Annotated in this window: 29 protein-coding genes and 1 riboswitch; of the genes, 13 read left to right on the top strand and 16 right to left on the bottom strand. The window is 56.5% G+C overall.

Translation table 11 applies throughout. The features are described 5' to 3' along the window. Positions 1–771, bottom strand: a complete 771-nt coding sequence (locus OSH09_RS14060) for a 2OG-Fe(II)-dependent halogenase WelO5 family protein (protein WP_243430198.1) — start codon at positions 769–771, stop codon at positions 1–3. A gap of 90 nt (positions 772–861) precedes the next feature. Further along, positions 862–1,194: an alanine-tRNA synthetase second additional domain-containing protein gene (locus tag OSH09_RS14055; RefSeq protein ID WP_266121319.1), complete on the bottom strand. Its 333-nt coding sequence runs from the start codon at positions 1,192–1,194 to the stop codon at positions 862–864. Between OSH09_RS14055 and OSH09_RS14050 the strand changes: the two genes are divergently transcribed. Both OSH09_RS14050 and OSH09_RS14045 read left to right on the top strand, forming a co-directional pair. Then, entirely contained in the window at positions 1,183–1,389 is a 207-nt protein-coding gene (locus OSH09_RS14050; protein WP_266121318.1) for a hypothetical protein, read from the top strand. The two genes, OSH09_RS14055 and OSH09_RS14050, sit on opposite strands and share 12 nt — an antisense overlap. A gap of 194 nt (positions 1,390–1,583) precedes the next feature. Beyond that, on the top strand, positions 1,584–2,525 hold the full coding sequence (locus OSH09_RS14045; RefSeq protein WP_207873089.1) for a LysR family transcriptional regulator: 942 nt from the start codon (positions 1,584–1,586) through the stop codon (positions 2,523–2,525). Here the strand turns inward: OSH09_RS14045 and OSH09_RS14040 are convergent. Both OSH09_RS14040 and OSH09_RS14035 read right to left on the bottom strand, forming a co-directional pair. Continuing rightward, positions 2,522–3,046 (bottom strand): carboxymuconolactone decarboxylase family protein, encoded by a 525-nt coding sequence (locus OSH09_RS14040; protein ID WP_266121317.1) that lies wholly within the window; start codon positions 3,044–3,046, stop codon positions 2,522–2,524. The two genes, OSH09_RS14045 and OSH09_RS14040, sit on opposite strands and share 4 nt — an antisense overlap. A gap of 122 nt (positions 3,047–3,168) precedes the next feature. Continuing rightward, complete coding sequence (locus OSH09_RS14035; RefSeq protein WP_266121316.1) at positions 3,169–4,494, bottom strand: aspartate aminotransferase family protein; 1,326 nt, start codon at positions 4,492–4,494, stop codon at positions 3,169–3,171. Positions 4,495–4,675: 181 nt separating this feature from the next. Here OSH09_RS14035 and OSH09_RS14030 point away from each other — a divergent pair, with 181 nt between their 5' ends. Further along, entirely contained in the window at positions 4,676–5,536 is an 861-nt protein-coding gene (locus OSH09_RS14030) for a MurR/RpiR family transcriptional regulator (RefSeq protein WP_266121315.1), read from the top strand. Between the two features lie 5 nt (positions 5,537–5,541). After that, positions 5,542–6,579, top strand: coding sequence for a C45 family autoproteolytic acyltransferase/hydolase (locus OSH09_RS14025; protein ID WP_266121314.1), 1,038 nt, complete (start codon positions 5,542–5,544; stop codon positions 6,577–6,579). An 89-nt stretch (positions 6,580–6,668) separates the two neighbouring features. Here the strand turns inward: OSH09_RS14025 and OSH09_RS14020 are convergent, their stop codons facing one another. Next, positions 6,669–7,232, bottom strand: coding sequence for a cob(I)yrinic acid a,c-diamide adenosyltransferase (locus OSH09_RS14020; protein WP_207873094.1), 564 nt, complete (start codon positions 7,230–7,232; stop codon positions 6,669–6,671). 6 nt (positions 7,233–7,238) lie between these two features. Next, positions 7,239–7,763: a GNAT family N-acetyltransferase gene (locus tag OSH09_RS14015; protein WP_266121313.1), complete on the bottom strand. Its 525-nt coding sequence runs from the start codon at positions 7,761–7,763 to the stop codon at positions 7,239–7,241. 111 nt (positions 7,764–7,874) lie between these two features. On the opposite strand from OSH09_RS14015, the gene OSH09_RS14010 reads away from it, so the two are divergent. After that, a complete protein-coding gene (locus tag OSH09_RS14010) occupies positions 7,875–8,180 on the top strand; it encodes a copper-binding protein (RefSeq protein ID WP_207873096.1) in 306 nt (101 codons plus the stop codon). Between the two features lie 279 nt (positions 8,181–8,459). Here the strand turns inward: OSH09_RS14010 and hslU are convergent, their stop codons facing one another. From hslU to OSH09_RS13985, 5 genes are all read right to left on the bottom strand, one after another. Continuing rightward, positions 8,460–9,797, bottom strand: a complete 1,338-nt coding sequence (gene hslU / locus OSH09_RS14005; RefSeq protein ID WP_266121312.1) for an ATP-dependent protease ATPase subunit HslU — start codon at positions 9,795–9,797, stop codon at positions 8,460–8,462. Between the two features lie 17 nt (positions 9,798–9,814). Further along, positions 9,815–10,348, bottom strand: a complete 534-nt coding sequence (gene hslV / locus OSH09_RS14000) for an ATP-dependent protease subunit HslV (protein WP_009462614.1) — start codon at positions 10,346–10,348, stop codon at positions 9,815–9,817. Between the two features lie 223 nt (positions 10,349–10,571). After that, complete coding sequence (gene dksA / locus OSH09_RS13995) at positions 10,572–11,009, bottom strand: RNA polymerase-binding protein DksA (protein WP_042488105.1); 438 nt, start codon at positions 11,007–11,009, stop codon at positions 10,572–10,574. Positions 11,010–11,088: 79 nt separating this feature from the next. Continuing rightward, positions 11,089–12,186, bottom strand: coding sequence for a CobW family GTP-binding protein (locus OSH09_RS13990; RefSeq protein WP_207873098.1), 1,098 nt, complete (start codon positions 12,184–12,186; stop codon positions 11,089–11,091). Positions 12,187–12,385: 199 nt separating this feature from the next. Continuing rightward, the gene (locus OSH09_RS13985; protein ID WP_207873099.1) at positions 12,386–12,877 is read right to left on the bottom strand and encodes a Fur family transcriptional regulator; all 492 of its coding nucleotides are present in this window, start codon (positions 12,875–12,877) and stop codon (positions 12,386–12,388) included. A 79-nt stretch (positions 12,878–12,956) separates the two neighbouring features. Here OSH09_RS13985 and OSH09_RS13980 point away from each other — a divergent pair, with 79 nt between their 5' ends. From OSH09_RS13980 to OSH09_RS13965, 4 genes are read left to right on the top strand one after another with little or no spacing between them, the layout of a single operon-like run. Further along, on the top strand, positions 12,957–13,106 hold the full coding sequence (locus tag OSH09_RS13980) for a hypothetical protein (protein ID WP_207873100.1): 150 nt from the start codon (positions 12,957–12,959) through the stop codon (positions 13,104–13,106). A gap of 4 nt (positions 13,107–13,110) precedes the next feature. Next, positions 13,111–13,833: a metal ABC transporter ATP-binding protein gene (locus OSH09_RS13975; protein ID WP_266121311.1), complete on the top strand. Its 723-nt coding sequence runs from the start codon at positions 13,111–13,113 to the stop codon at positions 13,831–13,833. Beyond that, positions 13,833–14,732 carry a metal ABC transporter permease gene (locus OSH09_RS13970; protein WP_266121422.1) on the top strand — a complete coding sequence of 300 codons (900 nt, stop codon included), beginning with the start codon at positions 13,833–13,835 and terminating at the stop codon, positions 14,730–14,732. Before OSH09_RS13975 ends, OSH09_RS13970 begins: the two co-directional genes overlap by 1 nt. After that, positions 14,732–15,742, top strand: a complete 1,011-nt coding sequence (locus tag OSH09_RS13965) for a metal ABC transporter substrate-binding protein (RefSeq protein ID WP_266121310.1) — start codon at positions 14,732–14,734, stop codon at positions 15,740–15,742. The genes OSH09_RS13970 and OSH09_RS13965 overlap by 1 nt, the downstream gene beginning before the upstream one ends. A gap of 1 nt (position 15,743) precedes the next feature. Here OSH09_RS13965 and OSH09_RS13960 read toward each other — a convergent pair whose 3' ends face one another. Genes OSH09_RS13960 through OSH09_RS13940 form a run of 5 tightly spaced genes read right to left on the bottom strand, consistent with a single transcriptional unit; the run spans position 15,744 to position 20,121 of the window. Beyond that, positions 15,744–16,781 carry a tyrosine recombinase XerC gene (locus OSH09_RS13960; protein ID WP_376912329.1) on the bottom strand — a complete coding sequence of 346 codons (1,038 nt, stop codon included), beginning with the start codon at positions 16,779–16,781 and terminating at the stop codon, positions 15,744–15,746. Further along, a complete protein-coding gene (locus tag OSH09_RS13955) occupies positions 16,769–17,446 on the bottom strand; it encodes a DUF484 family protein (RefSeq protein WP_266121309.1) in 678 nt (225 codons plus the stop codon). Before OSH09_RS13955 ends, OSH09_RS13960 begins: the two co-directional genes overlap by 13 nt. A 2-nt stretch (positions 17,447–17,448) precedes the next feature. Beyond that, the gene (gene dapF, locus OSH09_RS13950; RefSeq protein ID WP_266121308.1) at positions 17,449–18,372 is read right to left on the bottom strand and encodes a diaminopimelate epimerase; all 924 of its coding nucleotides are present in this window, start codon (positions 18,370–18,372) and stop codon (positions 17,449–17,451) included. A 7-nt stretch (positions 18,373–18,379) separates the two neighbouring features. Further along, the gene (locus OSH09_RS13945; protein WP_207873106.1) at positions 18,380–19,270 is read right to left on the bottom strand and encodes a lysophospholipid acyltransferase family protein; all 891 of its coding nucleotides are present in this window, start codon (positions 19,268–19,270) and stop codon (positions 18,380–18,382) included. After that, positions 19,267–20,121, bottom strand: a complete 855-nt coding sequence (locus OSH09_RS13940; protein ID WP_266121307.1) for a lysophospholipid acyltransferase family protein — start codon at positions 20,119–20,121, stop codon at positions 19,267–19,269. The genes OSH09_RS13945 and OSH09_RS13940 overlap by 4 nt, the downstream gene beginning before the upstream one ends. A gap of 237 nt (positions 20,122–20,358) precedes the next feature. On the opposite strand from OSH09_RS13940, the gene metK reads away from it, so the two are divergent. From metK to metF, 4 genes are all read left to right on the top strand, one after another. Further along, positions 20,359–21,522, top strand: a complete 1,164-nt coding sequence (gene metK / locus OSH09_RS13935) for a methionine adenosyltransferase (RefSeq protein ID WP_207873108.1) — start codon at positions 20,359–20,361, stop codon at positions 21,520–21,522. A 261-nt stretch (positions 21,523–21,783) separates the two neighbouring features. Next, a riboswitch (S-adenosyl-L-homocysteine riboswitch) is annotated at positions 21,784–21,875 on the top strand. Positions 21,876–21,949: 74 nt separating this feature from the next. Then, positions 21,950–23,347, top strand: coding sequence for an adenosylhomocysteinase (gene ahcY, locus OSH09_RS13930; protein ID WP_266121306.1), 1,398 nt, complete (start codon positions 21,950–21,952; stop codon positions 23,345–23,347). A 42-nt stretch (positions 23,348–23,389) separates the two neighbouring features. Continuing rightward, positions 23,390–23,728 (top strand): phage holin family protein, encoded by a 339-nt coding sequence (locus OSH09_RS13925; RefSeq protein ID WP_009462594.1) that lies wholly within the window; start codon positions 23,390–23,392, stop codon positions 23,726–23,728. Then, positions 23,725–24,564, top strand: a complete 840-nt coding sequence (metF, locus tag OSH09_RS13920) for a methylenetetrahydrofolate reductase [NAD(P)H] (RefSeq protein WP_207873110.1) — start codon at positions 23,725–23,727, stop codon at positions 24,562–24,564. The genes OSH09_RS13925 and metF overlap by 4 nt, the downstream gene beginning before the upstream one ends. Positions 24,565–24,683: the final 119 nt, after the last annotated feature.

Below are 24,683 nucleotides of genomic sequence, written 5' to 3'. Positions count from 1 at the left end.
TTAACTCCAAAAGGTCAGCGGCATGGCCGGGCCGCGATATCCCACAAAGCAAGACAGGCTCAAACGCAAATCGCCCTTGCCGGGGGTGACGGCATGCATTTTGCGAGAATTAAAAATAATCAGATCGCCCGGACCGGGACGTATCTGCACTTCGGGGGCACCTAGCAAATCAGGATGGATGCCGTAGCTTTCACCACGCATCTGATCAAATTCATGGGGACTTAGTTCGGTTTGCCAGATTTGCAGTTCACCTCCTTGCTCAGGCATTTTCAAATACACATTGGCGGCCAACTGCCCCTGCAGACTGATGGCTTGATAATTACCGGGTGCGTCTTTCGCCAGAATGTCGTGGTGTGCCAGGAAATGGACATCGGGCTGCACCACGCGCGATAAACCCACATACATTTTTTTTCCATACAAAGTCTCCAGCGTGGCCCCGGCGGGCCAGACCTCGTCCAGCGTGCAGCGCAGTACATCAATGGGGGACAAGTAGGGCGCGCAACGGCGGCGCAGCTCGTCAATATTGTCAAAAACGCCTTCAAAGTAAGACGCTATGCGCTCGGGCTGGTTTTCCGCTTCGTAAAAAGCCATGCCTATGCGGCCGATGCTGGGGGCGTTCACGTAACGGTCAAAGCCCTTGTCGATGATTTGCTCGCCCAGCTTTTGTGAGGTGGGCGCATCAATGAACTGGGAGAGTCGAATAGCCAGGAGTTCGCCATTGAGCAAGGACTGCATATGCTCAGTCTGTAATCGTTCGGTTTCTAAATACATGTCTCACTTCCCTTGGGGGTTTTTAAAAGAATTGTTTTTCTTTCCCGGTCATAGCTAAAAATAATAAAAAACCTTAATTTTTATTATTGATTAATCCAGCATTTCATAATGAACGCTTAATTCATCTTTTTTATTTTTTATACGGATTATTTTCAATCCATTTAATTCAGATGTATTTTCAACATGTGTGCCGCCACATGGATACTGCCCCAGGGTGCCAATCGTCACTTGGCGTCGGCCTTCCTGAAAACTGATGCCAATAGGCTGTGCCAGTTGGATCTGCTCGGCACAGCGATCAGACAAATCGTCCAGAAAAGGCGGCAGGGCATTTTTGGGATTCAGGAACACCACCCGCGACTCACCCCGCCAGTGATGGGCCTTGATGGCTTGCCAGCCGGTGCGCTCGACCAGATGACCAATCATGTGGCCAGCGGTATGCAGACGGGCATGCTGCAAGCGGTGCGCTCGGTCTACGTGCAGTTCAACCGGGCCCAGGGGCAGGCGTACATGCAGGTAATGCAATACGTGGCCGTCTCGGTTCTGAGCGACATGCAGGACTTCGTGACCATTCAAGGTGCCTTTGTCGCAGGGTTGGCCACCGCCTTGGGGATGAAATAAGGTTTTATCCAGCCTGACAGCATAGCGTTCATTTTCCGAGTGATAACACTCCAGGACTTCCGCTATGCAGGTAAGGCTATTGCTAGTCAAATATAATTTATCTTGCATTTTATTACCTGTAGGTTGGTTTTAAGGCATTGTAGGCATAGTAGGCAGTCCCGATAATTGCAATTCAATGAAATAATTTATTCCCTATGAGCACAAGTAATCTGACTTCCCTGATGAGCGATATGGTGGTCTTTGTCAAAGTGGTGGAGACTGGCAGTTTTTCCGAGGCCTCTCGTCAGCTTGGCTATACCCCCTCGGCAGTGAGCCGTTCCATTGCGCGTTTGGAGAAAGGGCTGGGGACACGGGTGCTGCAACGCACGACCCGTAAACTGCGCTTGAGCGACAGCGGGCAGGCGATTTACGAGCATGCCCGCGATATGTTGTCCTGCGCACAGGCGGCCATGGAGATTTCGGGGCAGTTTCAGACCGAGCCGGAAGGGCAGATTCGGCTGAGTGTCCCCAAGGCCGTGGGACATTTTTTAATCCATCCCCATATGCCGGATTTTCTGGCGGCGCATCCTAATGTGAATGTCCTGATGAACCTGGATGACCGCTATGCGGATCTGATCGACGATCAGTTGGATCTGGCGATTCGTATTACTGATCAGCCGCCACCGGGCCTGATGGGGCGGCATCTGACGGATATCCGTCACGGTCTGTATGCCAGCCCGGCCTATCTGGCAGAACATAGCTTGCCCACGCATCCGCAACAGTTGCGTGAACATAGCTGCATCTATTTGGGTGAAGCGCCCAGCGATTCACGCTGGCGATTCAATAAAGGCGGGCGGGTGCTGAATGTGTCGGTTAGCGGTCGTTATGCGGCTAACCATACGGGCGTGCGGCTGGATGCCGTGGAGCGGGGCTTGGGGGTGGGCAGCCTGCCTTGTTTTGTGGCCAAGGAGCCGGAGCAGGAAGGGAGAATCGTGCGCGTGTTAGCTGATTGGGAGTTCCGCACTCAGTACTGTGGCGCGCTGTGGGCCCTGTATCCGCCTACCCGCCATCTGCCTCCCAAGCTGCGCTTGTTCGTGGAGTTTCTGGCGGGCCGTTTAGGGGGAGGCAGGATGGAGCCCGTGTCGACGGCGTTTTAGCGTGCGTCGTCCGAATGGATATGCAGGGCTTCCAGAAAGCGCGACACCATATTGTAGGTAGCGATGGTGGCGGTCAGCTCAATGGTCAGGCGTTCGTCAAAATACTGACGTATCTCCTTGAATACGGCGTCGTCCACCTGCACATTGCGCGTCATGGCATCGGTGTAGGCCAGGACAGCGCATTGGAGGGGCGTGAATTGGTCCGAGGTCTGCCAGTCTGGCAGGGCATCCAGTTGAGCCTGAGTCATGCCCTCTGCCAGCGCGATAGGCGCATGCTGATCGGCTTCGTATGGGGCACGGTTCAACAAGGCGACGCGCATGATGACCAGCTCACGCACATCACCCGGCAAGCTGCTGTTGTGACGGATACCGGTCAGGTGATTCAGCCAGCCTTTGGCAATGGGCGGGCTGTGCAGCAGCATTTGGTACAGGTGCAATACGCTGCCACGTTCCGCAATGATCTGTTCGACCAAGGGGGCGGCTTCGGGGGCAGTCAGGTCGGCATAGGGCAGGCGGGCCATGGTTCTCCTTTATATAGAGTGGGGTGTCTTGCGGCTGGCTTGCCGCAGGGCAGTCAACAGAGTGCTGTTTGAGGAGCGGCAGCTGGTGCACGCGGCCCCTCAGGCACTTTGCATGATGGGATTCAGCGGGGCAGAATAGCGTCGATGGTCTGAGTCAGTCGCTGCACAATGTCGTGAATATCAGTTTCAGTGCAAATAAAAGGTGGGGCCAGCAAAATATGGTCGCCCTGTACGCCGTCTATCGTACCGCCCATCGGGTAGAGCATCAGGCCCTGGGAAAAAGCGCGCTGCTTGATCTTGGCATGGGTTTTCAGGCCGGGGTCCAAAGGCTGTTTGCTGGCTTTGTCTTGTACCAGCTCGATACCAACAAACAGGCCACGGCCACGGATATCGCCCACATTGGGGTGGCTGTCCAAAGCCAGGTGCAATTCCCGACGTAACTGTTCGCCGCGCTGGCGTACGTTTTCCAGTAACTGATCTTGCTCAATCACCTCTTGTACGGCCAAGGCACCCGCGCAGGCAGTCGCGTGTCCCATGTAAGTATGGCCATGCTGAAAAAAGCCTGAGCCATTCAGGATGGCCTGATAGATACGGTCGCTGGCCAGCATGGCACCAATGGGCTGATAGCCCGCTCCCAGCCCTTTGGCAATCGCCATAATGTCTGGCGCCACACCATCCTCTTCGCAGGCAAACAGATAGCCTGTGCGGCCCATGCCGGACATGACTTCGTCCAGAATCAGCAGCACACCGTGCTTGTCGCAGACCTGGCGGATTTTCTTCCAGTAATCACCCACGGGAGCCAAGGCACCTGCGGTAGCGCCTACCACTGTCTCGCCCACAAAGGCGGCGACGTTTTCCGGCCCCAGCTTTTGAATCATGTCATCCAGCTCTTGGGCCAGACGGTCGGCATAGTGTTCAGCAGTTTCATCGCTACGCTGGTCACGATAGGGGTAGCAGGGCGAGACATGCTGGGCGGGAGCCAGTAAAGGCAGAAAAGGTTTGCGACGCCATTCATTGCCACCGATAGCCAAGGCACCCAGCGTATTGCCGTGGTAGCTCTGACGACGGGCGATGAAGATATGACGCTCTGGCTGGCCGATTTCCACAAAGTATTGCCGTGCCAGCTTCAGGCTGGCCTCTACCGCTTCGGAGCCGCCAGACAAAAAGTACACATGGTCCAGATCACCGGGGGAGCGGCTGGTCAGAAAGTCAGCCAGATCTTCGGCAGCCTGGCTGCTGAAAAAAGAGGTATGGGCATAGGCAATCTGGTCCAGTTGCTGCTTGATGGCGGCGATCACCGTGGGGTGGCTATGGCCCAGGCAGGACACAGCCGCGCCACCACTGGCATCTATATAGGTGTTGCCATTGCTGTCCACAATGCGGATGCCATCGCCTTTGACGGCGTAGGGCAAGGTTTGTTTGGGGTTGCGATGAAAAACGTGTGTCATGGCGCAGATCCAGAAAGTAGGCCCAAAAGGATTTTCAACGTATGTTGAATATATGATAATACTTTCAACAAATAAATCATTTCTGCTTTGTAAGGATGGGTGGATAAAGGCCTCACTGTTGCGCCTGGACTGCATTTGCGCCCGATATATACTTGGTATCCCTTTTTAAGCGTGTTGGCCCATGAACTCCTTGAGCTCCTTGACGGTGCGTATCCAGGCGGCATTTGCCACTCTGTCACCGCAGTTTCAGCAAAGCGCGCGCTATGTGCTTGATCACGCCGATCAGATTCCCTTGTTGTCCATGCGTCAGTTAGCTGCTCAAGCCCAGGTGCAGCCTGCAACCTTGTTGCGGTTTGCGCAGTCTCTGGGTTTTGCTGGCTGGGCAGAGTTCAAAGCGGTGTTTACCCAGGCGCTGCATGGTCAGGGGGCACGGCGCTATGCCGATCAGGCCCGTGTGGTCGTGCGTAATCGACACAAAGAGGACAGGCTGGAGCAGGCCCTGACGGCGCAAATGGATAATCTGGCGCTACTGCGTGAGGCGAACGAGGCGCGCCTGCCGCAGGCGGTAGAACTGCTTTCCAAGGCCAAGCGGGTTTTTGTGGCTGGGTTCCGCGCCTCTTTTGCGCCTGCCTTCTCTTTCCATTACCAGTACCGCCTGTTCCGACCTTCGATTGTCTTGCTACGCGGCGAGTCTGGCACTCTGGATATGGATTTGCGGGCCTTGCAAAAGGGGGATGTGCTGGTCTTGTTCGGTTTTGCCCCGTATTCCCAGGAAGCCGTGCTGGCGCATCGCGCCGCTCAGCAGGCAGATGCACATATTCTGGCGATTTGCGACAGCTTGCTTGCCCCTATTGCGCAGCAGGCGGATGCCACATTATTGTTTGGAACCGACAGTCCGTCTTTTTTTCCTTCTTTGGTCGCCGCACAGGCTCTGGTGGAGGTGTTGCTGGAGCAGGTTCTGGCCAAGGCGGGCAGTCGTGCAGTCAGCGGTATTGAGTTGCTTGAAGATCAATTGCACCAATCAGGTGCCTACTGGAAATAGACGCAATGGCTAAGTTGTCCTATCTGGAGTTAAGTGGTGGTCCCAAAGAAATTGGCCATTCTTTGGGACGTTTCGGAGCCCCTGCAGTGCATGCCTATTTGCTGAGCTCAGCAGCATGGCAAGGCATCATGCAACAAAAAGGGACGGCGGTAGCCAGTCAACTGGCTCAGTACACCGAACGCTATTTCCCCCGAATATGGACCGAGCTCCAGGGCCTGGCATTAGGCCTGGAGCTCCCTTTTGAAGACGTGTTTTTGTGGAACTGCCGAGGCGACCTGTGGGCGATGGCGCCGGATGGTTGCACCACCGTGCAAATGCCCGCCCAGGGCGAACCGCGTCTGGTGCATAACGAGGATGGTGATCCCGGCTTTGCAGGTTACTGCGGGGTTGCCAAATTCATTCCTGACAGTGGCATGTCCTTCGCGTCTTTCCTGTACCCCGCTTCCTTGCCCGGTCACAGCTTTGCCGTCACCCAGGCTGGATTGGCCATGACTGTCAATAATGTGCGTGCCCGTCATGTGGCCCCTGGCGTGCCGCGCATGGTTCTGACTCGTGCCATGCTGGACCAGCCCGATCTGGATCAGGCGGTGGGTATCTTGCAGGATCACCCACGCTCGGGAGCGTTCCACTTGAGTCTGGCCCAGCGTGGTGATCCGCGCTTGCTAAGCGTGGAATTCAGTGCCGAGGCAGTGTCCGTGCAGACGATTGAGCAAAACCGTCTGCATGCCAACCATGCTCTGCATCCGTCCATGCAGGGGTTTGAGCAGCGTATTACCCGTTCGTCCGAACTGCGGCAAGAGCGTGGGGATGAATTGCTGGCGCAAGCCGGGGCCGAGCTGGATCCTTTGAAGGTCCTGGCAGATCAGCATCATGCGGAGTTTCCGATCTGGCGTTGTGACCCGGCCGATAGTGACGCGGAAAATACCTTGGCGACCGTGGATATTCAGGTGGGCAGCCTGTCCTTGAAATGGCAGGTGTACGAAGATCCTACAGATCAGCCTGCGCTGAAGTTTTCGGATATTACTCGCATTGATCCTGCCTGAAAATAAATAGGGCCCTGCTTGGCAGGGCCCTATTCTTATAGTCGCTGTCGCTGTCGCTGTCGCTGTCGCTGTCGCTGTCGCTGTCGCTGTCAGCTCTTGTCTTGCTCGTTGCGTTTGGGTTCCCAGAGCACGTCAGAGCGGCCTGCATGGCGGTTCAGCGTACGTGCCAATACAAACAGCAAATCAGACAGTCGATTCAGGTACAGACGCGGGCCATCCTGCGGCAAAGACTCTGAGGGCACGGCCACGACACTACGTTCCGCACGACGTGCCACGCAACGCAAGACATGCGCTTGTGCTGCTTCCGGACTGCCGCCGGGCAAAATAAACTCTTTCAAGATGCCCAAAGGCTCGTTGTAATGGCGAATCGCCTTGTCCAGGCGTTCCACATGGCTGCTGCCTATAACCTGATGGCCCGGAATGCAGAGCTCGGCGCCCATATCGAACAAGTCGTGCTGGATATCGGATAGCAAGGTATCCACATCTTCTGGCAGCGCCATGCTGCGCAACACACCTATATGGCTGTTGAGCTCATCCACATCGCCCAGAGCGTGAATCAATGGAGCCGTTTTGGGCAGGCGGCTGCCATCGCCCAGGCCCGTCGTACCGTCATCGCCAGTACGAGTGCTGATAATGGAAAGTCGAGTGGACATGATGCCTTATGCCTCGATAGGGCGGGGGGTGCCATTGGCCAGATTGCTCAGAGCATCGCCCGTGACTCGTACGATGCGCCACTCTTCCATCACCTGGGCACCCTGGTACTTGTAAAAGTCGATGGCGTTCTGGTTCCAGTCCAGCACCACCCATTCCAGACGACCACAGCCTTGAGCGACGGCCAACTGAGCCAGGTGACGCAGTGCGGCAGCACCCAAACCGTGTTTGCGGTGGGCGGGGTCTATGTACAAATCCTCCAGATAGATGCCGCGGCGATCTAAAAAACTGGAGTAGTTGTAAAACCACATAATGTAAGAAATTGGTGCGTTGGGCTGATCTTCCGGGGTGATGACCAGGCAGTAGGCACTGGGCTCATCGGAGAAGAAGCTGTTGCGTAGCGACTCGACGCTGGCCTTGAAAATATGTTCCAGTTTCTCGAAGGCGGCCATATCGCGCATCAGGCCCAAAACGGCCGGAATGTCTGCGGGGGTGGCTGGACGCAGCACATACCCTTTAATAAATTCGCTCATGCTTTTGCAAAGGTTTAGCGTTATGCTTGATCGGAAACAGACGCATCAGGCGTCCGAAAGTAGGCATTATGAGCTAATTGTCTGGCTCTGCCCAATTTGCAGGAGTTAAAAATGGCATGGACGAAACGAAGCGCTGCCTTGGCGCTGGGAACTCTGGGTGTAGTGGCGGGCTCGGCCTATGTCGTGGTCGCCCAGGCTCAAGAGGCCAGTGCATCAGGTGAAGTGCGCCGACTGGATGCCGAGGCTGGCAAGATCACCATCAAGCATGGTGAGATCAGCGACCTGGAGTTGCCCGCCATGACACTGGTCTACAAAATTGATCCCGCCTTGCTGGCCAACATCAAACCGGGCGACAAGGTGAAATTCACCGCCAAGCGTGATGGTGGCGATTACGTGGTCACCAAGATCAGCAAATAAGGTGGATTCAGCAGGTGGATAAAAAACCGGGTTCGCCCGGTTTTTTTTATGTCCTATGCAGGCGATCCGTCAGTCTGCTCTGGTCGGAGGGGGGCGATCTGACGATCACTAAGCTTGATTCGTTTTGCCAGGTCAGAGTTTGTTGAAAACTTGGGTGCAGTCGCCTGCTGGGGACGGTGTTGGTTCTTACCCGAACAAGAATGGAAAAAGGGGCAGAAAAATCTGCCCCTTTTTTTTGTCCGGCAACAAGCGGAACAAGCGCTGGACCTAGTGTCGAACTTACAGCACGTAGCGCGCCAGGTCCTGGCTGGCTGCCGTTTCTTGCAACTGCTTGTTCACGTAGTCCGCATCAATAACCACGCTTTGCTCGCCGTGGCTGCCAGCGCTGTAGGACAGCTCTTCCAGCAGTTTTTCCATGACGGTGTACAGGCGACGGGCACCAATGTTTTCAGTACGCTCGTTGACCTCGAAAGCCAGCTCGGCCAGACGCTGGATACCGTCGGGACGGAAGTCCAGTTGCACGTCTTCGGTGCTCAGCAAGGCAGCGTATTGCTTGGTCAGAGATGCGTCCGTGGTCGACAGAATCTGTACAAAATCCTGGGCGCTCAGCGATTCCAGTTCCACACGGATAGGGAAACGGCCTTGCAGTTCAGGAATCAGATCCGATGGACGGGACAGGTGGAAAGCGCCGGAGGCAATAAACAGGATGTGGTCGGTACGCACCACACCGTATTTGGTGGTGACATTCGTGCCTTCCACCAAAGGCAGCAGGTCTCGCTGTACGCCTTGACGGGACACATCGCCGCCACTGCCCTGGCTCTCGCCACGTGCGGTGATCTTGTCGATCTCGTCCAGGAACACGATGCCGTTCTGCTCGGCGTTAGCCACCGCAGCCGTGCGCAAATCGTCTTCATTGACGCGACGGGCCGCTTCTTCTTCGGTCAGTTGCTTGAAGGCTTCCTTGACCGTCAGCTTGCGAGCCTTGGTTTTTTCCTGACCCATGCCGGAGAACATGCCGCGCAATTGCTCGGTCATCTCTTCCATGCCGGGAGGGGCCATGATTTCCATGCGAGGCATGGCTTGGGCCATCTCGATTTCAATCTCGGTATCGTCCAGCTTGCCTTCACGCAGGCGCTTGCGGAACACCTGACGTGCGGAGTTGTCCTCACGCTGGGGCTGACCGTGGGCATCGCGCGAGGGCGGCACCAGCACGTCCAGAATGCGGTCTTCAGCCGCTTCCTCGGCCTGGGTGCGCACACGGCGCATTTCGATTTCGCGGGTTTGCTTGACCGAAATGTCCACCAGATCGCGGATGATGGTTTCAACGTCGCGGCCTACATAGCCCACTTCCGTGAACTTGGTGGCTTCGACCTTGATGAAAGGCGCATTGGCCAGCTTGGCCAGACGGCGGGCGATTTCGGTTTTACCCACGCCGGTGGGCCCGATCATCAGAATGTTCTTGGGGACGATCTCGCTGCGCAGGGGCTCGGCAACCTGCTGGCGACGCCAGCGATTGCGCAGGGCCACGGCCACGGAGCGCTTGGCCTTGCCCTGGCCAACGATATGCTTGTCCAGTTCGGAGACGATTTCTCCGGGAGTCATATTAGGTGTAGACATGGTGGGGTATCCGGCTGTCAGAGTGTTTCGACGATATGGTTCTGGTTGGTGTAGATGCACAGATCGCCTGCAATCTCCAACGACTTTTTAACGATGTCCGCAGGGGCCATATCGGTGTTTTGCAGCAAGGCCATGGCGGCAGACTGGGCATAGGAGCCGCCTGAGCCAATGGCGGCCAAGCCATGTTCGGGTTCGAGCACGTCGCCATTGCCGGTCAGTACCAGCGTGTGCTCCTTGTCCGCCACCAGCAGCATGGCTTCCAGACGGCGCAGAACGCGGTCGGTACGCCAGTCGCGCGTCAGTTCGACGGCGGCGCGCAGCAGGTTGCCCTGGTGCTTTTCCAGCTTGGCTTCAAAGCGCTCTTGCAAGGTGAAGGCGTCAGCCGTCGCACCGGCAAAACCGGCCAGGATGCTGTCGTTGTACAGACGGCGAATCTTGCGGGCCGTGCCCTTGATGACAATATTGCCCAGTGTGACCTGACCATCGCCGCCGATGGCGACCTGATCTCCGCGGCGTACACAGACAATAGTAGTGGCGTGAAATTGTTCCATGATTTCCTTCCTTTAAGGTTCCCATCTGGGGGTCGGGCAGGAAATTTCAAGCGCATGACAGAACGAAGTTTTTGTCGGGTGCTCTGTTGCTGCGCTGAACCGGGGCGAAGGAGGGCACGCTGCTGCGTTGATACGGGCCGGTGTGGCCGGACTACATGGCAAAAAAAAGCCCGCCAGAATGATCGGGCGGGCTTTTCATCAGGGTGATGGGCTTTGCAGCCTATCAATCCCCAAACATCTTTTGACGCTTCTCGCGACGTTCCTGGGCTTCCAGAGACAGGTTAGCCGTAGGACGTGCCAGCAAACGGGGCAGGCCGATGGGCTCGCCCGTTTCCTCACACCAGCCGTATTCGCCCGAATCGATCAGGGCGATGGACTGTTGCACTTTCTTGAGCAACTTGCGTTCGCGGTCGCGGGTGCGCAGCTCCAGAGCGTGTTCTTCTTCGATCGTGGCACGGTCTGCCGGGTCAGGAACGAACTGGGTTTCACGCAGGTTTTCCGTTGTGGCACCCGCGTTAGCCAGAATTTCCTGTTCAAGCTGGCGCAAGCGATGCTTGAAAAACTCCAGTTGGGCGGCGTTCATGTAGTCTGACTCAGGCATCGCCAAAAGCTCCTGCTCGGTCAGCAGGGTTGTAGTACTGTCATGTGACTTAGTTGCCATGATGCTTACCTCTTGTTGACGTCTGGGAGCCTGTAACTGTTGTCACGCGCAATCGCTCCGCATTTACTGAATAATTAATTCAAACCAGGCAATTCTCCAAGCCCTGGGTGAATATGTCTTGTGGCAATTTGCGGCCAATAAAGACCAGCTTGGTGCCTTTTTTATCTTTGGCCAGCCAGGCATTGCCAGGCTCGGCGCTCATCATCATGTGTACGCCCTGGAAGAGCATACGGCGATTGATGCCCTTCAGATACAGAATGCCTTTGTAGCGCATCAGATCTGGTCCAAATACTTGGACAATGCCGGACAGGAAGTCTTCCAGACGCTCGGGATCGAAAGGACGATCCGAACGGAACACGAAAGCACCGATCTCGTCATTGTGAGCAGCGTGCTGGTGATGGTGATGATGGTGGTGACCGCAGTCAGGACCGCAGTCGCCTTCGTCACCGTGCGCATGATCGTGGTGGTGATCATGGCCATCATCGGCATCGGGATGTTGCTCGGCCAGGAATTGTGGATCGATGTCCAAAATAGAGGTCAGGTTGAAACCGCTGACTTCCAGCACTTCCTGGATATTGGTTTCACCAAAGTGAACCGGCGTAATGGTGGCTCGCGGGTTGATGCGGACCAGACGGGCACGCAGGGCCTCGTAATCCACATCATTGACCAGATCTTTTTTGGAGATCAGCAAGCGGTCTGCAAAACCAACCTGTTTCTGGGCTTCTTCTTGTTGGTCCAGTGTGGCCATGCCGTGTTTGGCATCCACAACGGTAATGACCGCGTCCAGCCGATAGTAGTCGGCAATATCATCGTCCATGAAGAAGGTCTGGCAGACCGGGCCGGGGTTAGCCATGCCGGTGGTCTCGATGATGACGCGCTCAAACTTCAGTTCGCCCGCCTGGCGGCGAACGCGCAAATCGTTCAGGGTGCGCATCAGGTCGCCGCGCACAGTGCAGCAGACGCAGCCGTTGCTCAGCTCGACGATTTCTTCCTGGGAATCTTGCACCAACAATTCATTGTCGATGCCCTCAGGTCCGAATTCGTTTTCGATGACGGCAATGCGTCGACCGTGATATTCGCTCAGGATGCGCTTGAGCAGCGTGGTTTTGCCAGCGCCCAAAAAACCAGTCAGAACAGTGACTGGAACCATGTTTTTCAGATCTGATGCCGCGTTCATAAACATGCCTCGCAGTGGCGGGCGAAAGGTACAAGGCACGGCTCCAACCGCGGCTTCCTGCACCCATCTGCTCCGCACGAAAACAACGTGCGATTACATCACAGCCTTGCCTGTTGGGCAAACGGTGATCTGTAAAAATTCACAGAGGTTTGCCAATAGATCGGGGAATATATACTGATTGGCGGCAAAATACCACGTTTTAGGGGGCAGATAAGGGTTTTCGCTCGTTTTTAGCGGCAACGCAACGTTGGCACAGACCGCGCAATTCGGTTTCGTGGCCAGACAGGGCAAAGCCTGCCCCACGTACACAATCAGCCAGCTTCTGGCTCAAGTCCGGAGCACACAGTTCCACCACAGTGCCGCACTGGGTGCAGACAATCAGCAAGTCGTGGGGGTGGCCACCGGCATCCACACAGGCTGTCCATGCATTGACGGCATCCAGGCGGTGGATCAGACCTTCTTCTGTCAGAAAGTCCAGGGCGCGGTAAACGGTTGGGGGCTTGGCACCTGGCTGGAACTCACGAACCAGATCCAGCAGTTCGTAGGCGCGCAAGCTGCGCTGGGCCTGAATCAGGATTTCCAGCACCTGGCGGCGAATTGAAGTCAGCCGTTTACCGCGCTCCAGACAAAGCTGTTCTGCGGTCGCAAGCTGGTCTTCAATGGCGTTGGGCGTAAGAATATGTACAGGCATGGCGCTTGATAGGTGGTTTGTTATGTTATAACATCTTTGGAAAAATAAATTTCCACTCTCGCCGCATTATCCCTGTTTCATGTCCTGTTCTCAATTTTCCTCGACTTCCCGTAGTCCGGCACCGCGCCGTTCGCTTTTGCTGGCCTCGGCCGGGCAGCGCGTACTGGGCGCTGTGTGCGTGGCCGCCGCCTTGTGGGCAATGACGGCCTGGGCATTGGGCGCGTGGTAAACCCATGACGGACAATCAGACCTTGATCGAACTCGATCATGTGGCGCTGGGCTGGAAAGACAAGATCGCCTTGCGGGATATTAGCGGCTGTTTCACTCGCGGCTCGCTGACAGCGATTGTCGGGCCGAATGGAGCGGGGAAATCTACCTTGCTCAAGGGGCTGACTGGGCAAATCAATCCTCTTAAAGGCCGCATTGTGGTTGATAGCGGCTTTCTGCATCAACTGGCCTTGTTGCCGCAGATGGGCGATCTGGACAAGAGCTTTCCCGTGACAGTGCATGATCTGGTCGCAATGGGAGCCTGGAAGCGTGTGGGTGCCTGGGGCGGTTTCCCGAAAGCAGAGCATGAACGTATTGCTCATGCGCTGGAGCAGGTGGGTCTGGCTGACTTTGCGCGACGCTCGATTGGAACCTTGTCGGGCGGTCAGTTACAGCGTGCCTTGTTTGCCCGCATGATCATGCAAGATGCCCAGATCTTGCTGCTGGATGAACCGTTTGCTGCGGTGGACCGCGCAACCTCGGACGAATTGATGAACCTGATTCTGGACTGGCACAAACAGGGCCGTACTGTGATGGCTGTGCTGCATGATCTGGATATGGTGCGTAGCTGTTTTCCGCAAACGGTGCTGCTTGCCGGACAGGTGGTGGGTTGGGGTGAAACCGAGTCTGTGTTGACCCCGGAGAACCTGCATCTGGCCCGCCATTTGTGTGCGGGGGACTACCTATGATGTCGCTCATGGACGTCCTGTTTGGCCCCTTTATCGATTTTGGATTCATGAAACGTGCCTTGGCAGGCTCGTTTGCCTTGGCTGCGGCTGCCGGACCTTTGGGTGTTTTTCTGGTTTTACGCCGTATGAGCCTGATGGGCGATGCTATGGCCCACGCCATCTTGCCCGGTGTGGCGGTTGGTTTTCTGACAGCCGGTCTGTCGCTAAGCGCGATGGCGCTGGGCGGCATGATTACGGGTCTGGTTGTGGCTTTGCTGGCTGGCCTGGTGGCCCGCCTCACCCCGCAACGCGAGGACGCCAGTTTTGCGGCCTTCTATCTAGTGTCATTAGGGCTTGGGGTACTGCTGGTTTCGTTGCGTGGCTCCAATATGGATTTGATCCATGTGCTGTTTGGCACGGTGCTGGGCCTGGACGATGCTTCTTTGCTTCTGGTCACCAGTAGCACAACGGTCACGCTGATTATTCTGGCCCTGGTGTTCCGTCCTTTGGTGCTGGAGTGCATGGACCCGATTTTTCTGCGCACCCAAGGTGGGCGTGGCTCCGTGGTTCACATGCTGTTCCTGTTCATGCTGGTGATCACGCTGGTGGCTGGCTTTCAGGTTCTGGGAACCTTGATGGTGGTGGGGATCATGATGTTGCCTGCCGCCTCGGCCCGGTTCTGGGTGTATTCCGTGGGACGCCAGATGCTGGTGGCGGCCTTGCTGGGCATGGTCAGCGCCTATCTGGGTCTGCTGTTCTCGTATTACTACAACGTGCCAGCCTCGCCCGCGATTATCCTGGCGGCCGGCGCGTTCTATTTTCTTTCTATCACCCTTGGCCCCCAAGGCGGTTTGCTGCGTGCTTATTCCCAATGGCGTGCACGGCGTCGGCGCATGGCCTCTCTCCTGGAGCACGATTGATGAAAATGCGAGACATCTATTCAGGCCGTACCGTATTGGCCCTGGGCTTGCTGGCGACCAGCCTGTCGGTGCAGGCTGAGCCTTTGCGAGTGGTCAGCAGTTTCTCCATCCTGAACGATATGGTCAAGGAGATTGGTGGGGATAAGGTGATGGCCAGCACTATCGTGCCTGCCAATGGGGATGCCCACTCTTTTGAACCTCGCCCTAGTGATGCGAAGACCTTGGCCAGCGCGCAGTTGCTGGTGATTAATGGTCTGGAGTTTGAAAGTTGGCTGCCACGTTTGCAGCAGGCTGCGGGCTATACGGGGCCGCAGGTTGTGGCGACAGAGGGCATTACGCCTTTGGCTTTTGAGGGCGGGCATGACGACCATGCTGGCCACGATCACGATCACGACCATGAGCCTGCGCATGATCACGCTCATGATCATCAACACGCGGATGAGAAAGATCACAGTGGCCACGCCCATAGCCATCAGCATGGCAGTCAGGACCCGCATGCCTGGCAAAGTCTGGGCCTGGCACAGATCTATGTTCGCAACATCAGCAAAGGTCTGGAACAAGCTGACCCGGCCAACGCCGAGTACTATCAGCGTCGCGCCAAGGATTACGCACAGCGTATCCAGGAACTGGACGATTCCATCAAGACTCGTTTGCAGGCCGTGCCCGTTGAAAAGCGCAAGGTGATTACCTCGCACGATGCGTTCTCTTATATGGGCAAGGCGTATGACATGCGCTTTATTCCCTTGGTCGGCGTGTCCAGCCAGGCAGAGCCCTCGGCACGCGATATTGCACAGATTATCCAGCAAGCGCGCAGCAAGCAGATTCAGGCCATCTTCGTAGAAAATACGGTTAGCGCGAAACTGGTGGAGCAGGTGGCTCGGGAAACCGGTGCGAAAGTCGGTGGCACACTGTATTCCGACGCCTTGGGTGCGCCTGGATCAGGTGTAGATACCTACTTGGGCATGATGCGCTCGAACACGGATCAACTGATCAAAGCCTTGCAGCCCTGATTCATTCATCCGGCTTGTCGCTGGCCCGGTTTTTGCGTTGTGCCCGAGGGTGGGCCTGATCGTAAGCCTGGGCCAGATGCTGGAAATCCAGACGGGTGTAGATCTGGGTCGTAGAAATATTGGTGTGACCCAATAGCTCCTGCACTGCCCGCAAGTCTTGAGCCGATTGCAGCAGATGGCTGGCAAAGCTGTGGCGCAGGCTGTGCGGGTGTACATGCACGGGCAGACCACTGGCACGGGCGTAGTTTTCCAGCTCTTGCTGCACGACACGCGGGTGAATGCGCGCGCCGCGAGCCCCTAGAAACAGGGCTGCGCTGGCATTGGCGCTGGTCGCCAATGACGCCAGCGTCGTGCGTTTCTCCAGCCATTGTTGCAGGGCATGCAGAGCTTTTTCGCCTATAGGCAGACGGCGTGTCTTGCCACCTTTACCACTGACCACCAGTTCACGATCATCCATCAATAGCCAGCTTTTGGACTGGTATTGCGGGTCCTGGTGATAGTGCGTATCCAGGCTGACCAGTTCGGCCAAACGCAGGCCACTGGAATAAAACAGCTCAAACATGGCCTGATTGCGCCAGCTAACAGGGTCGTCCTGTATGGGGGCGCTTGGTCTGTCCAGTAACTGCTGGGTTTGGTCTACGGACAAGGCTTTGGGCAGAGGACGTCCGATCTTGGGCGCCTTCAGGCTGGCCGCCGGATTCAAGGGCCAGCCAAGTTCCTTGGTGCGCGACTGATAATAGCCACGCCAAGCGGCTAGAATGCGGGCCAGGCTGCGAGGAGCCAGGCCTTGAGCATGCAAGCGCGCAGCAGCTTGCCGCAATTGAGTCTGATTGAGCGTGTCGGGATCGATGCCAGGGTATTGCGCCAGCAAATGGCGCAAGTCATTGCGGTACGCACTGAGCGTGTGTTCCGAATAACGCTTTTCATGGCTTAGTTGATGCAGCCAGCTTTGCATGGCAGGGCTGAGGGCCTGGGGGGCGGCGGACTGCCTGGAAGGCTCCCCGGAAGGGGAGCGGTCTTGTTTCTTCAGGCCGGACATTCGCTTTGATTAACGGTGCTGGGCTTGTGCAAACGCTGCAGGGCGGCGCTGCACAGTTCGCCAATACCTTCCAGAAAGTCGGTGCCCATATCGGCTGTAAAGCGTGTGGCTTCGGGTGAACCCAGAACCAGCAGGCCAAACAGGGTGCTGGACTCGGGGCACTTCAAGGGCACGATTGCCACAGACTGCGCGTCTTGCTGCAGATCCGCCAGAAATTCCTGTTCGCGCCTGGCCCCACAATAGGGATTGATCAAGGTGTAGCCCCAACCGGCCACCGGGTCATCAGCCAGTACCTCGTCCGGGTTCCAGCAATGCAGACGCACCACGGGCATTTCAAAAATGCGCTCCAGGCTGCTGCAAATCAGTTCGGGCAGGGCGGCAGGATCGGACTCGGCCAGCATTTGGCAGTTCCATTGGTGCAACTGGCGCGAGATTTTCTCGTTGCCACGGGCATTGGCGACCAGGGTTGCCAATTGTCGTTCGGTTTTCTTGCCGCGTTCACGCAGCAACATGATTTGGCGTTCGCCCAGGGAAATGGCGCGGCTTTGGTGCGGATGGGGCACCATCAGCTTGGCGAAAACATCGGCGTGCGCGTCGAAGAAATCAGGGTTGGCTTTCAAAAACTGGGCCACTTCCACGGCGCTAAGGCTGTTGGGGGTATCCATGTCTAGAAGGTTTCCTTTCTGGCTAAGGATGCACACAGTGCATCTATATCGACTTGTCCGGTAAAGACAGTTTGGGCCGGGCCGCTCATGCGTAGCGCCTGTCCGTCCCATTCAATGCGCAGACTGCCTCCACGAGTATCCACGACAACCGGGCTTTGGAGCAATCCCCGGCGTATGCCCGCTACCACAGCCGCACAAGCCCCTGTGCCGCAAGCCAGAGTTTCGCCTGCCCCGCGCTCATAGACGCGCAGCTTGATATGGTGAGGATCAATAATCTGCATGAAACCCGCGTTCACTTTGTTGGCAAAACGAGGGTGGGATTCGATGAAGGGGCCTACGGTGGCAACCGCAGCCTGTTTCACATCGTTCACGACTTGCACGGCATGCGGGTTGGAGATCGAGACCAGCGACAAGGCTACAGGGGCGGTTTGGTCGGGAACTGGCAAGAGCCACAGTGTGTCTTCACCTAGCTTGCGCGTTTCCAGCCCATTGTTGTCAAAGCCCACATCTGCCGGGGCAAAGCGGGTGGTGCCCATCATCACATCCACACCGCGCTGCGGGTCGTCATTCAGGCTGATGATGCCGGTACGAATTTGTGCGCGTAAAGGGTTGGCCGATGACAGGCCCTGTTCGTGTACAAAGCGGACAAAGCAACGTGCGCCGTTGCCGCAGTGTTCAACTTCGCTGCCATCTGCATTAAAGATACGGTAGCGGAAATCGGCCCCTGTTTCGGTGGCGGCCTCGACCAGCAGAATCTGGTCGGCCCCAATGCCGAAATGACGATCTGCCAGGGCGCGGGCCCGTTCAGGCGTCATCTCAATCGTCTGCGTTACACCATCCAGCATGACAAAGTCATTGCCTGCCCCGTGCATTTTGCTGAAACGCCAAATCGAGGAAGCGGGCTGGGGAGTGGTGGAGCTGTGCATGATGGGCCTAGTAGATGCCGGGTTGACCTTCGGGGCGGGTTTTGAAGCGCCGATGAACCCAATAATACTGCGGCGGGTCCTCGCGCACATATTTTTCAATCAGTGCATTCATGCGCTCGGTGGCCTCCTCCAGCGAGCCTTCGCCTGGGAAGTCGGACATGGGTTCCAGTACCTGAATATGGTAGTGGCCGGTTTCCGCATCCACGCGTGAAATCACCGGGATAACCAAGGCATCCTGATTACGGGCGATCTGGGCGGTGGACAAGAGAGTGGCGGCAGGCACGTTGAAAAAGGGCACAAAGGCCGAGCCTTTGCTGCCGAAATCCATATCGGGCAAGTAATAGATAGGTTGGCCTTTTTGTAATGCGCGCATCAAGCCACGAATACCGTCCTTGCGGGAAATCAGCGGTACCGAGGAAAAGCGGCTGCGGCCTTCATACATCAGACGATCAACATGAGGATCGCGCTGCGGTGTGTAAAAGGCTACCAAAGGCGAGATTGACATGGACAGCCGGGTGCCAGCGGCATCCATACCCAGAAAGTGGGGCACCAGCAGCATGACTTTGCGCCCTTGTTCCAGCGCCTGGGTAATGTGTTCTTCGCCCGTCAGATGCAAGGTGTTCAGGATGGTGCTGGGTAAACCGAACCAGAGCAGGCCGCGATCCAGATAGGATTGCGCTAATAGCCGAAAGTGCTGCTTTTCCCATTCGCGCCGGGTACTTTCCGGGGTGTCGGGAAAGCACAGGTCCAGATTGGTGCGCACAATGTGACGGCGACGGGAGGCGAAGCGATGCACCAGACCACCCAGTACAGATCCCCAACGCTGGCGCGTTCGTACCGAGGCGCGGCCAAAGTAGGAAAAAATGGATTTGAGCAGCGGGTAGGAATTAAAACTCATGGTGTGGCATCGCCAGGCAAAGGGGGCGCGTCATGCGGAACCTTGTAGCGGTTGTAGGCCCAGAGGTACTGGGTTGGAAAGCGCCGGATCAAGGTTTCCATGGAGGCATTGATCAAGGTGGCCAGTTCGGTAGGATCTTCAGGCAAGGGCTCAGGCAAGCGGAAGGTGTGAATATGAAAGCCGCGGCCTTTGGGCAGACGCTCTGTGGCCGTCACGATGATGGGCACATTGGATTGTCGGGCCAGTTTGCCTGCCAAGGTCATGGTCAGGGCAGGGCGACCAAAGAAAGGCGCCCAAACGCCATCTCCTCCACTGGGAACCTGATCGGGCAGCATGCCGACCGACTCGCCTCGGCGAAAAGCACGAACCAGTTCGCGCACGCCTTTGATATTGGCTGGGACTGCATGCAGGCCTGGTAGTTCACGCGACTCCACCATCAAGGGTTCCAGAAACGCCTGACGGGGTGGGCGGAACATCACAGTCATCGGGTCCACGCCGGAAAAATAGCGCGCAATCATTTCAAAACAGCCCAGATGCGGAGTCAGATAAAGTATGCCGCGACCTTCGGCCAGCGTTTCCTGGACCGTGGGCAGATTGTCGATTGTGCAGCGGTCGAGACAGGCTTGTGGATGCAGCCAGACGCGCGGGGTTTCCACAATCATGGCGCCCGTCTCTCCGGCGGCTTGCCGGAAAAAAGCAGGAGAGTCGTAGCCCGCTTGGCGACAGTGGCTTTGCAGACGGCGGCGATAGCGTCCGGGAAAGGCGTAAATCAGTCGGCCTATGGTTCTACCCAGGCCATGCAGGACGGGTAAAGGCAGGCGAGCCATCAAGCGCAAAAGAGCCACTAGCATGGGCCAGGCAATCCTTTAATGTGAAGTTTTGCTGAAATGATTACGTATTTTCGCTTAAAATGGATTGTATCGCTGAGTTAAACGACAACTTGCGGAGCGATCGGGCGGCAAGCTGCCCACTATAAACCGCTAAAGCGTCGCGCCCCGTCTATCGTATCCACATCGCTGGCTTCGAGGTGCAACGCAGTTTGTTCAACCTCGTGCTGATTATCAGCCCTTATTAAAGGAAGCTACGCTGTGAACAACAACGACTTTCTCTTTACATCCGAATCCGTCTCTGAAGGCCACCCCGATAAGGTTGCCGACCAGATTTCCGACGCCATCCTGGACGCTATTTTCGAGCAAGATCCTCAGGCGCGTGTTGCTGCCGAGACCTTGTGCAATACCGGTCTGGTGGTGCTGGCTGGCGAGATCACGACGCACGCCAACGTGGATTACATCCAGGTTGCCCGCGACACCATCAAGCGTATTGGCTATGACAATGGCGACTACGGCATTGATTACAAGTCCTGCGCCGTTCTGGTGGCCTACGACAAGCAGTCGCCCGATATCGCTCAAGGCGTGGATCGCAGCCCTGAAGAGCTGCTGAACCAAGGCGCTGGCGACCAGGGCCTGATGTTTGGCTACGCTTGCGACGAAACCCCTGATCTGATGCCTGCTCCCATCTGGTACGCCCACCGTCTGGTGCAGCGTCAGAGCGAACTGCGCAAAGATGGTCGTCTGCCCTGGTTGCGTCCTGACGCCAAGTCCCAAGTGACGTTCCGCTACGTGGATGGCCGTCCGACAGAAGTAGACACCGTGGTGCTGTCCACACAGCACGCTCCTGAAATGTCCCAGAAAGACATTCACGAAGCCGTGATCGAACACATCATTCGTCCTTGCTTCCCTTCGGACCTGCTGACTGAAAAAACCCGCTTCCTGGTGAACCCCACCGGCAAGTTCGTGATCGGTGGTCCTCAAGGCGATTGCGGCCTGACAGGTCGCAAGATCATTGTGGACACCTACGGTGGCGCATGCCCTCACGGTGGTGGTGCTTTCTCCGGTAAAGACCCCTCCAAAGTGGACCGTTCCGCAGCCTATGCCGCTCGTTATGTCGCCAAGAACATCGTGGCCGCCGGTCTGGCGCGTCAGTGTCAGGTGCAGTTGAGCTACGCCATTGGTGTGGCCGAGCCAATCAACATCACCATTTACACCGAAGGCACCGGCGTGATTCCGGATACCGAAATCGCCAAACTGGTCCGCCAACATTTCGACCTGCGCCCACGCGGCATCATCGAAATGCTGGACCTGCAGCGCCCCATCTACACCAAGACGGCTGCCTACGGTCACTTTGGCCGCAGCGAGCCCGAGTTCAGTTGGGAAGCGACAGACAAGGCCCAAACCTTGCGTCAGGCTATTTAAGTCGCGGAAATACCCGGCCGTTCAGGCCCCGGGTAGAGAAAGCCAGTCAGTTGAATCTGACTGGCTTTTTTATTGCCGGTTCATGCTGTTCTGATTTGATCGTGCGCATAGCAAGGACGGTTGATGTGATCGGGACCCAGTGTCTGTCAATATACGAGCCAGGTGCTTGCACCGTTCTTGCGATAAAAATATCGTGCTTTCCTGGCCGGGTCCGCTTCCCAAGACGATCCAAACAGGTACAATCACCCACATTAATTTGCCATCCCTGAGGGGCGTTGCGACAAGACTGCGGTCTTGCCAGGCTCGGGGCATGGATAGGTGGTATCCACCTTGGAGAACGACGCTCACCACGACCTGCATGGCGGGCTGCTGGTGAGAATTCATTTGCTCTCCGTGCAGTCTGCGTGCCGTATAACGGAGCCCGACTGTGACTTTTACCGATTACAAAATTGCCGATATCTCTTTGGCTGAATGGGGCCGCCGCGAGCTGACCATTGCCGAGACTGAAATGCCAGGCCTGATGGCCACCCGCGAGGAATTTGCTGCCTCCCAGCCCCTGAAGGGCGCGCGCATTGCTGGCAGTTTGCACATGACGATTCAAACCGGGGTTCTGATTGAAACCCTGACGGCCCTGGGCGCTGAAGTGCGCTGGGCATCGTGCAATATCTTCTCCACTCAAGACCACGCTGCGGCTGCTATTGCTGCCTCCGGTGTGCCTGTGTTCGCCGTCAAGGGCGAAACGCTGCCCGAGTACTGGCAATACGCCCACGATATTTTTGATTGGTCCGGCGAGCAAGCCAACATGATCTTGGACGACGGTGGCGACGCAACACTGTTGCTGCACCTGGGTGCCCGTGCTGAAAAAGACCTGTCCGTTCTGGACAAGCCAGGCAGCGAGGAAGAGCGCGTCATGTTCGCCTCTATCCGTGCCCGTCTGGAAACTGACAAGACTTGGTACTCCACCCGTCTGAGTCAAATTCAGGGCGTGACTGAAGAGACCACCACTGGCGTGCACCGTCTGTACCAGATGGCCAAGAAAGGTGAACTGGCTTTCCCCGCCATCAACGTGAACGATTCGGTCACCAAGTCCAAGTTCGACAACCTGTACGGCTGCCGCGAGTCCCTGGTGGACGGTATCAAGCGCGCTACCGACGTGATGGTTGCAGGCAAGATCGCTGTGGTTTGCGGTTTCGGTGACGTGGGTAAAGGTTGTGCTCAGGCTCTGGCCGCTCTGCGCGCCCAGGTTTGGGTTACTGAAATTGACCCTATCTGCGCCCTGCAAGCCTCGATGGAAGGCTACCGCGTTGTGACCATGGAAGAAGCCGCCGACAAGGCTGACATTTTCGTGACCGCTACCGGTAACTACCACGTCATCAACCGCTCGCACATGGATCGCATGAAAGATCAGGCCATCGTGTGCAATATCGGTCACTTTGATAACGAAATTGACGTGGCTTCGATTGAAGACCTGGAATGGGAAGAGATCAAACCTCAGGTTGATCACATCATTTTCCCTGACGGCAAGCGCATCATCTTGCTGGCTCAAGGTCGTCTGGTGAACCTGGGCTGCGCCACTGGCCACCCTTCGTTTGTGATGTCGGCTTCATTCACGAACCAGACCATTGCACAAATTGAATTGTTCACTCGTGGCGAGCACTACGAAACAGGTAAAGTATATGTACTGCCCAAACACCTGGACGAAAAAGTGGCACGTTTGCACCTGAAGAAACTGGGTGTGAATCTGTCTACCTTGTCCCAGGCACAGGCGGATTACATCAACGTACCTGTGCAAGGGCCGTTCAAGGCCGAGCACTACCGCTACTAAAACGCACCGGCGTCTTCGGACGCCTATTCTTGGAGCCCTATCATGACTTTGCTACTTGTCTGGATCCTGAATGCTGTTGCCCTGCTGGTTGTTGCCTACATTCTGCCCGGTATTACCGTGGCGTCGTTTGGCTCGGCCCTGATAGCAGCGCTGGTACTGGGTTTGCTCAATACCTTGGTCAAACCTTTGCTGATTGTGCTGACCTTGCCCATCACCATTGTGACCTTGGGCTTGTTCCTGCTGGTACTTAATGCCTTGGTATTCTGGTTTGCAGGCTCCATCCTTAAGGGCTTTCAGGTTGAAGGCTTCTGGTGGGCCGTGATCGGGGCTATCGTCTACAGCTTGGTCTCCGGATTGTTGTCGGGACTGTTAATGAAATGAGCAATAAGCAAACCTTGAGCCTGGAGTTTTTCCCGCCGCGAGACATCGCGGCGCAGGAAAAACTGGTGCGTACCGCCAAGTCCCTGATGGGTTTGAACCCCGCCTATGTCAGCATGACGTTTGGAGCCGGTGGCTCCACCCGTGCGGGCACGGTCGATGCGGTAGCACTGCTGCAAAAACTGGGCTTTGATGTGGCACCGCACTTGTCGTGTATCGGTACGGCACCAGCACAGCTTAGCGAGATGCTCGACAATTACCGCGACCAGGGCATCCGCCGTATTGTTGCCCTGCGCGGTGACTTGCCTTCGGGTATGGGCGGTGACGCGGGCGAGCTGCGCTATGCCAGCGATCTGGTGGCTTTTATCCGCCAGAACTATGGGGAACACTTCCATATCGAAGTGGCGGCCTATCCGGAAATGCACCCTCAGGCCACTGGCTTTGGGGACGACCTGGGTCACTTTGTGAACAAGGTCAATGCAGGTGCGCATGGCGCGATCACCCAGTACTTCTTTAACCCGGACTCCTACTTCAGTTTTGTGGAACGAGCCCAGGCACAAGGCGTCACGATTCCGATCACGCCGGGCATCATGCCTATTACCAATTCGTCCCAGTTGCTGCGTTTCTCGACCATGTGTGGTGCGGAAGTGCCACGCTGGATTCGTCTTCGTCTGGCTGATTTTGGTGATGACCGTGCATCGATTCGCGCGTTTGGTATCGATGTGGTGGCACGTTTGTGTCAGGACCTGCTCGATGGCGGGGCGCCTGGCATTCACATGTACACCTTGAACGGGGCCGATGCGAGCATGGCTATCCTGCCGAATCTGACCTGGCGCTAAGCACTTCGCGTAGCAATAAAAAAACCCGCCTGATGGATTTGGCGGGTTTTTTCATGGGGCGGCTATATGGCCTGTACCTTTTCCGGTTTCATTGACGGCTTTGTAAACAGAGCTTTCGA

This window comes from Alcaligenes parafaecalis (genome assembly GCF_026344135.1).
Classification (GTDB): domain Bacteria; phylum Pseudomonadota; class Gammaproteobacteria; order Burkholderiales; family Burkholderiaceae_B; genus Alcaligenes; species Alcaligenes parafaecalis.
The sequence above is the reverse complement of the archived record's forward strand: the minus strand, read 5'-3'. Positions and strand labels throughout refer to the sequence as shown.

What these genes read in the sequence shown, in the direction of transcription:
- OSH09_RS14060 (WP_243430198.1), bottom strand. Translation starts at nt 771, where the DNA reads ATGTATTTAGAAACCGAACGATTACAGACTGAGCATATGCAGTCCTTG.
- OSH09_RS14050 (WP_266121318.1), top strand. Translation starts at nt 1,183, where the DNA reads ATGACCAATCATGTGGCCAGCGGTATGCAGACGGGCATGCTGCAAGCG.
- OSH09_RS14055 (WP_266121319.1), bottom strand. Translation starts at nt 1,194, where the DNA reads ATGATTGGTCATCTGGTCGAGCGCACCGGCTGGCAAGCCATCAAGGCC.
- OSH09_RS14045 (WP_207873089.1), top strand. Translation starts at nt 1,584, where the DNA reads ATGAGCACAAGTAATCTGACTTCCCTGATGAGCGATATGGTGGTCTTT.
- OSH09_RS14040 (WP_266121317.1), bottom strand. Translation starts at nt 3,046, where the DNA reads ATGGCCCGCCTGCCCTATGCCGACCTGACTGCCCCCGAAGCCGCCCCC.
- OSH09_RS14035 (WP_266121316.1), bottom strand. Translation starts at nt 4,494, where the DNA reads ATGACACACGTTTTTCATCGCAACCCCAAACAAACCTTGCCCTACGCC.
- OSH09_RS14030 (WP_266121315.1), top strand. Translation starts at nt 4,676, where the DNA reads ATGAACTCCTTGAGCTCCTTGACGGTGCGTATCCAGGCGGCATTTGCC.
- OSH09_RS14025 (WP_266121314.1), top strand. Translation starts at nt 5,542, where the DNA reads ATGGCTAAGTTGTCCTATCTGGAGTTAAGTGGTGGTCCCAAAGAAATT.
- OSH09_RS14020 (WP_207873094.1), bottom strand. Translation starts at nt 7,232, where the DNA reads ATGTCCACTCGACTTTCCATTATCAGCACTCGTACTGGCGATGACGGT.
- OSH09_RS14015 (WP_266121313.1), bottom strand. Translation starts at nt 7,763, where the DNA reads ATGAGCGAATTTATTAAAGGGTATGTGCTGCGTCCAGCCACCCCCGCA.
- OSH09_RS14010 (WP_207873096.1), top strand. Translation starts at nt 7,875, where the DNA reads ATGGCATGGACGAAACGAAGCGCTGCCTTGGCGCTGGGAACTCTGGGT.
- hslU (WP_266121312.1), bottom strand. Translation starts at nt 9,797, where the DNA reads ATGTCTACACCTAATATGACTCCCGGAGAAATCGTCTCCGAACTGGAC.
- hslV (WP_009462614.1), bottom strand. Translation starts at nt 10,348, where the DNA reads ATGGAACAATTTCACGCCACTACTATTGTCTGTGTACGCCGCGGAGAT.
- dksA (WP_042488105.1), bottom strand. Translation starts at nt 11,009, where the DNA reads ATGGCAACTAAGTCACATGACAGTACTACAACCCTGCTGACCGAGCAG.
- OSH09_RS13990 (WP_207873098.1), bottom strand. Translation starts at nt 12,186, where the DNA reads ATGAACGCGGCATCAGATCTGAAAAACATGGTTCCAGTCACTGTTCTG.
- OSH09_RS13985 (WP_207873099.1), bottom strand. Translation starts at nt 12,877, where the DNA reads ATGCCTGTACATATTCTTACGCCCAACGCCATTGAAGACCAGCTTGCG.
- OSH09_RS13980 (WP_207873100.1), top strand. Translation starts at nt 12,957, where the DNA reads ATGTCCTGTTCTCAATTTTCCTCGACTTCCCGTAGTCCGGCACCGCGC.
- OSH09_RS13975 (WP_266121311.1), top strand. Translation starts at nt 13,111, where the DNA reads ATGACGGACAATCAGACCTTGATCGAACTCGATCATGTGGCGCTGGGC.
- OSH09_RS13970 (WP_266121422.1), top strand. Translation starts at nt 13,833, where the DNA reads ATGTCGCTCATGGACGTCCTGTTTGGCCCCTTTATCGATTTTGGATTC.
- OSH09_RS13965 (WP_266121310.1), top strand. Translation starts at nt 14,732, where the DNA reads ATGAAAATGCGAGACATCTATTCAGGCCGTACCGTATTGGCCCTGGGC.
- OSH09_RS13960 (WP_376912329.1), bottom strand. Translation starts at nt 16,781, where the DNA reads ATGTCCGGCCTGAAGAAACAAGACCGCTCCCCTTCCGGGGAGCCTTCC.
- OSH09_RS13955 (WP_266121309.1), bottom strand. Translation starts at nt 17,446, where the DNA reads ATGGATACCCCCAACAGCCTTAGCGCCGTGGAAGTGGCCCAGTTTTTG.
- dapF (WP_266121308.1), bottom strand. Translation starts at nt 18,372, where the DNA reads ATGCACAGCTCCACCACTCCCCAGCCCGCTTCCTCGATTTGGCGTTTC.
- OSH09_RS13945 (WP_207873106.1), bottom strand. Translation starts at nt 19,270, where the DNA reads ATGAGTTTTAATTCCTACCCGCTGCTCAAATCCATTTTTTCCTACTTT.
- OSH09_RS13940 (WP_266121307.1), bottom strand. Translation starts at nt 20,121, where the DNA reads ATGCTAGTGGCTCTTTTGCGCTTGATGGCTCGCCTGCCTTTACCCGTC.
- OSH09_RS13925 (WP_009462594.1), top strand. Translation starts at nt 23,390, where the DNA reads ATGACTTTGCTACTTGTCTGGATCCTGAATGCTGTTGCCCTGCTGGTT.
- metF (WP_207873110.1), top strand. Translation starts at nt 23,725, where the DNA reads ATGAGCAATAAGCAAACCTTGAGCCTGGAGTTTTTCCCGCCGCGAGAC.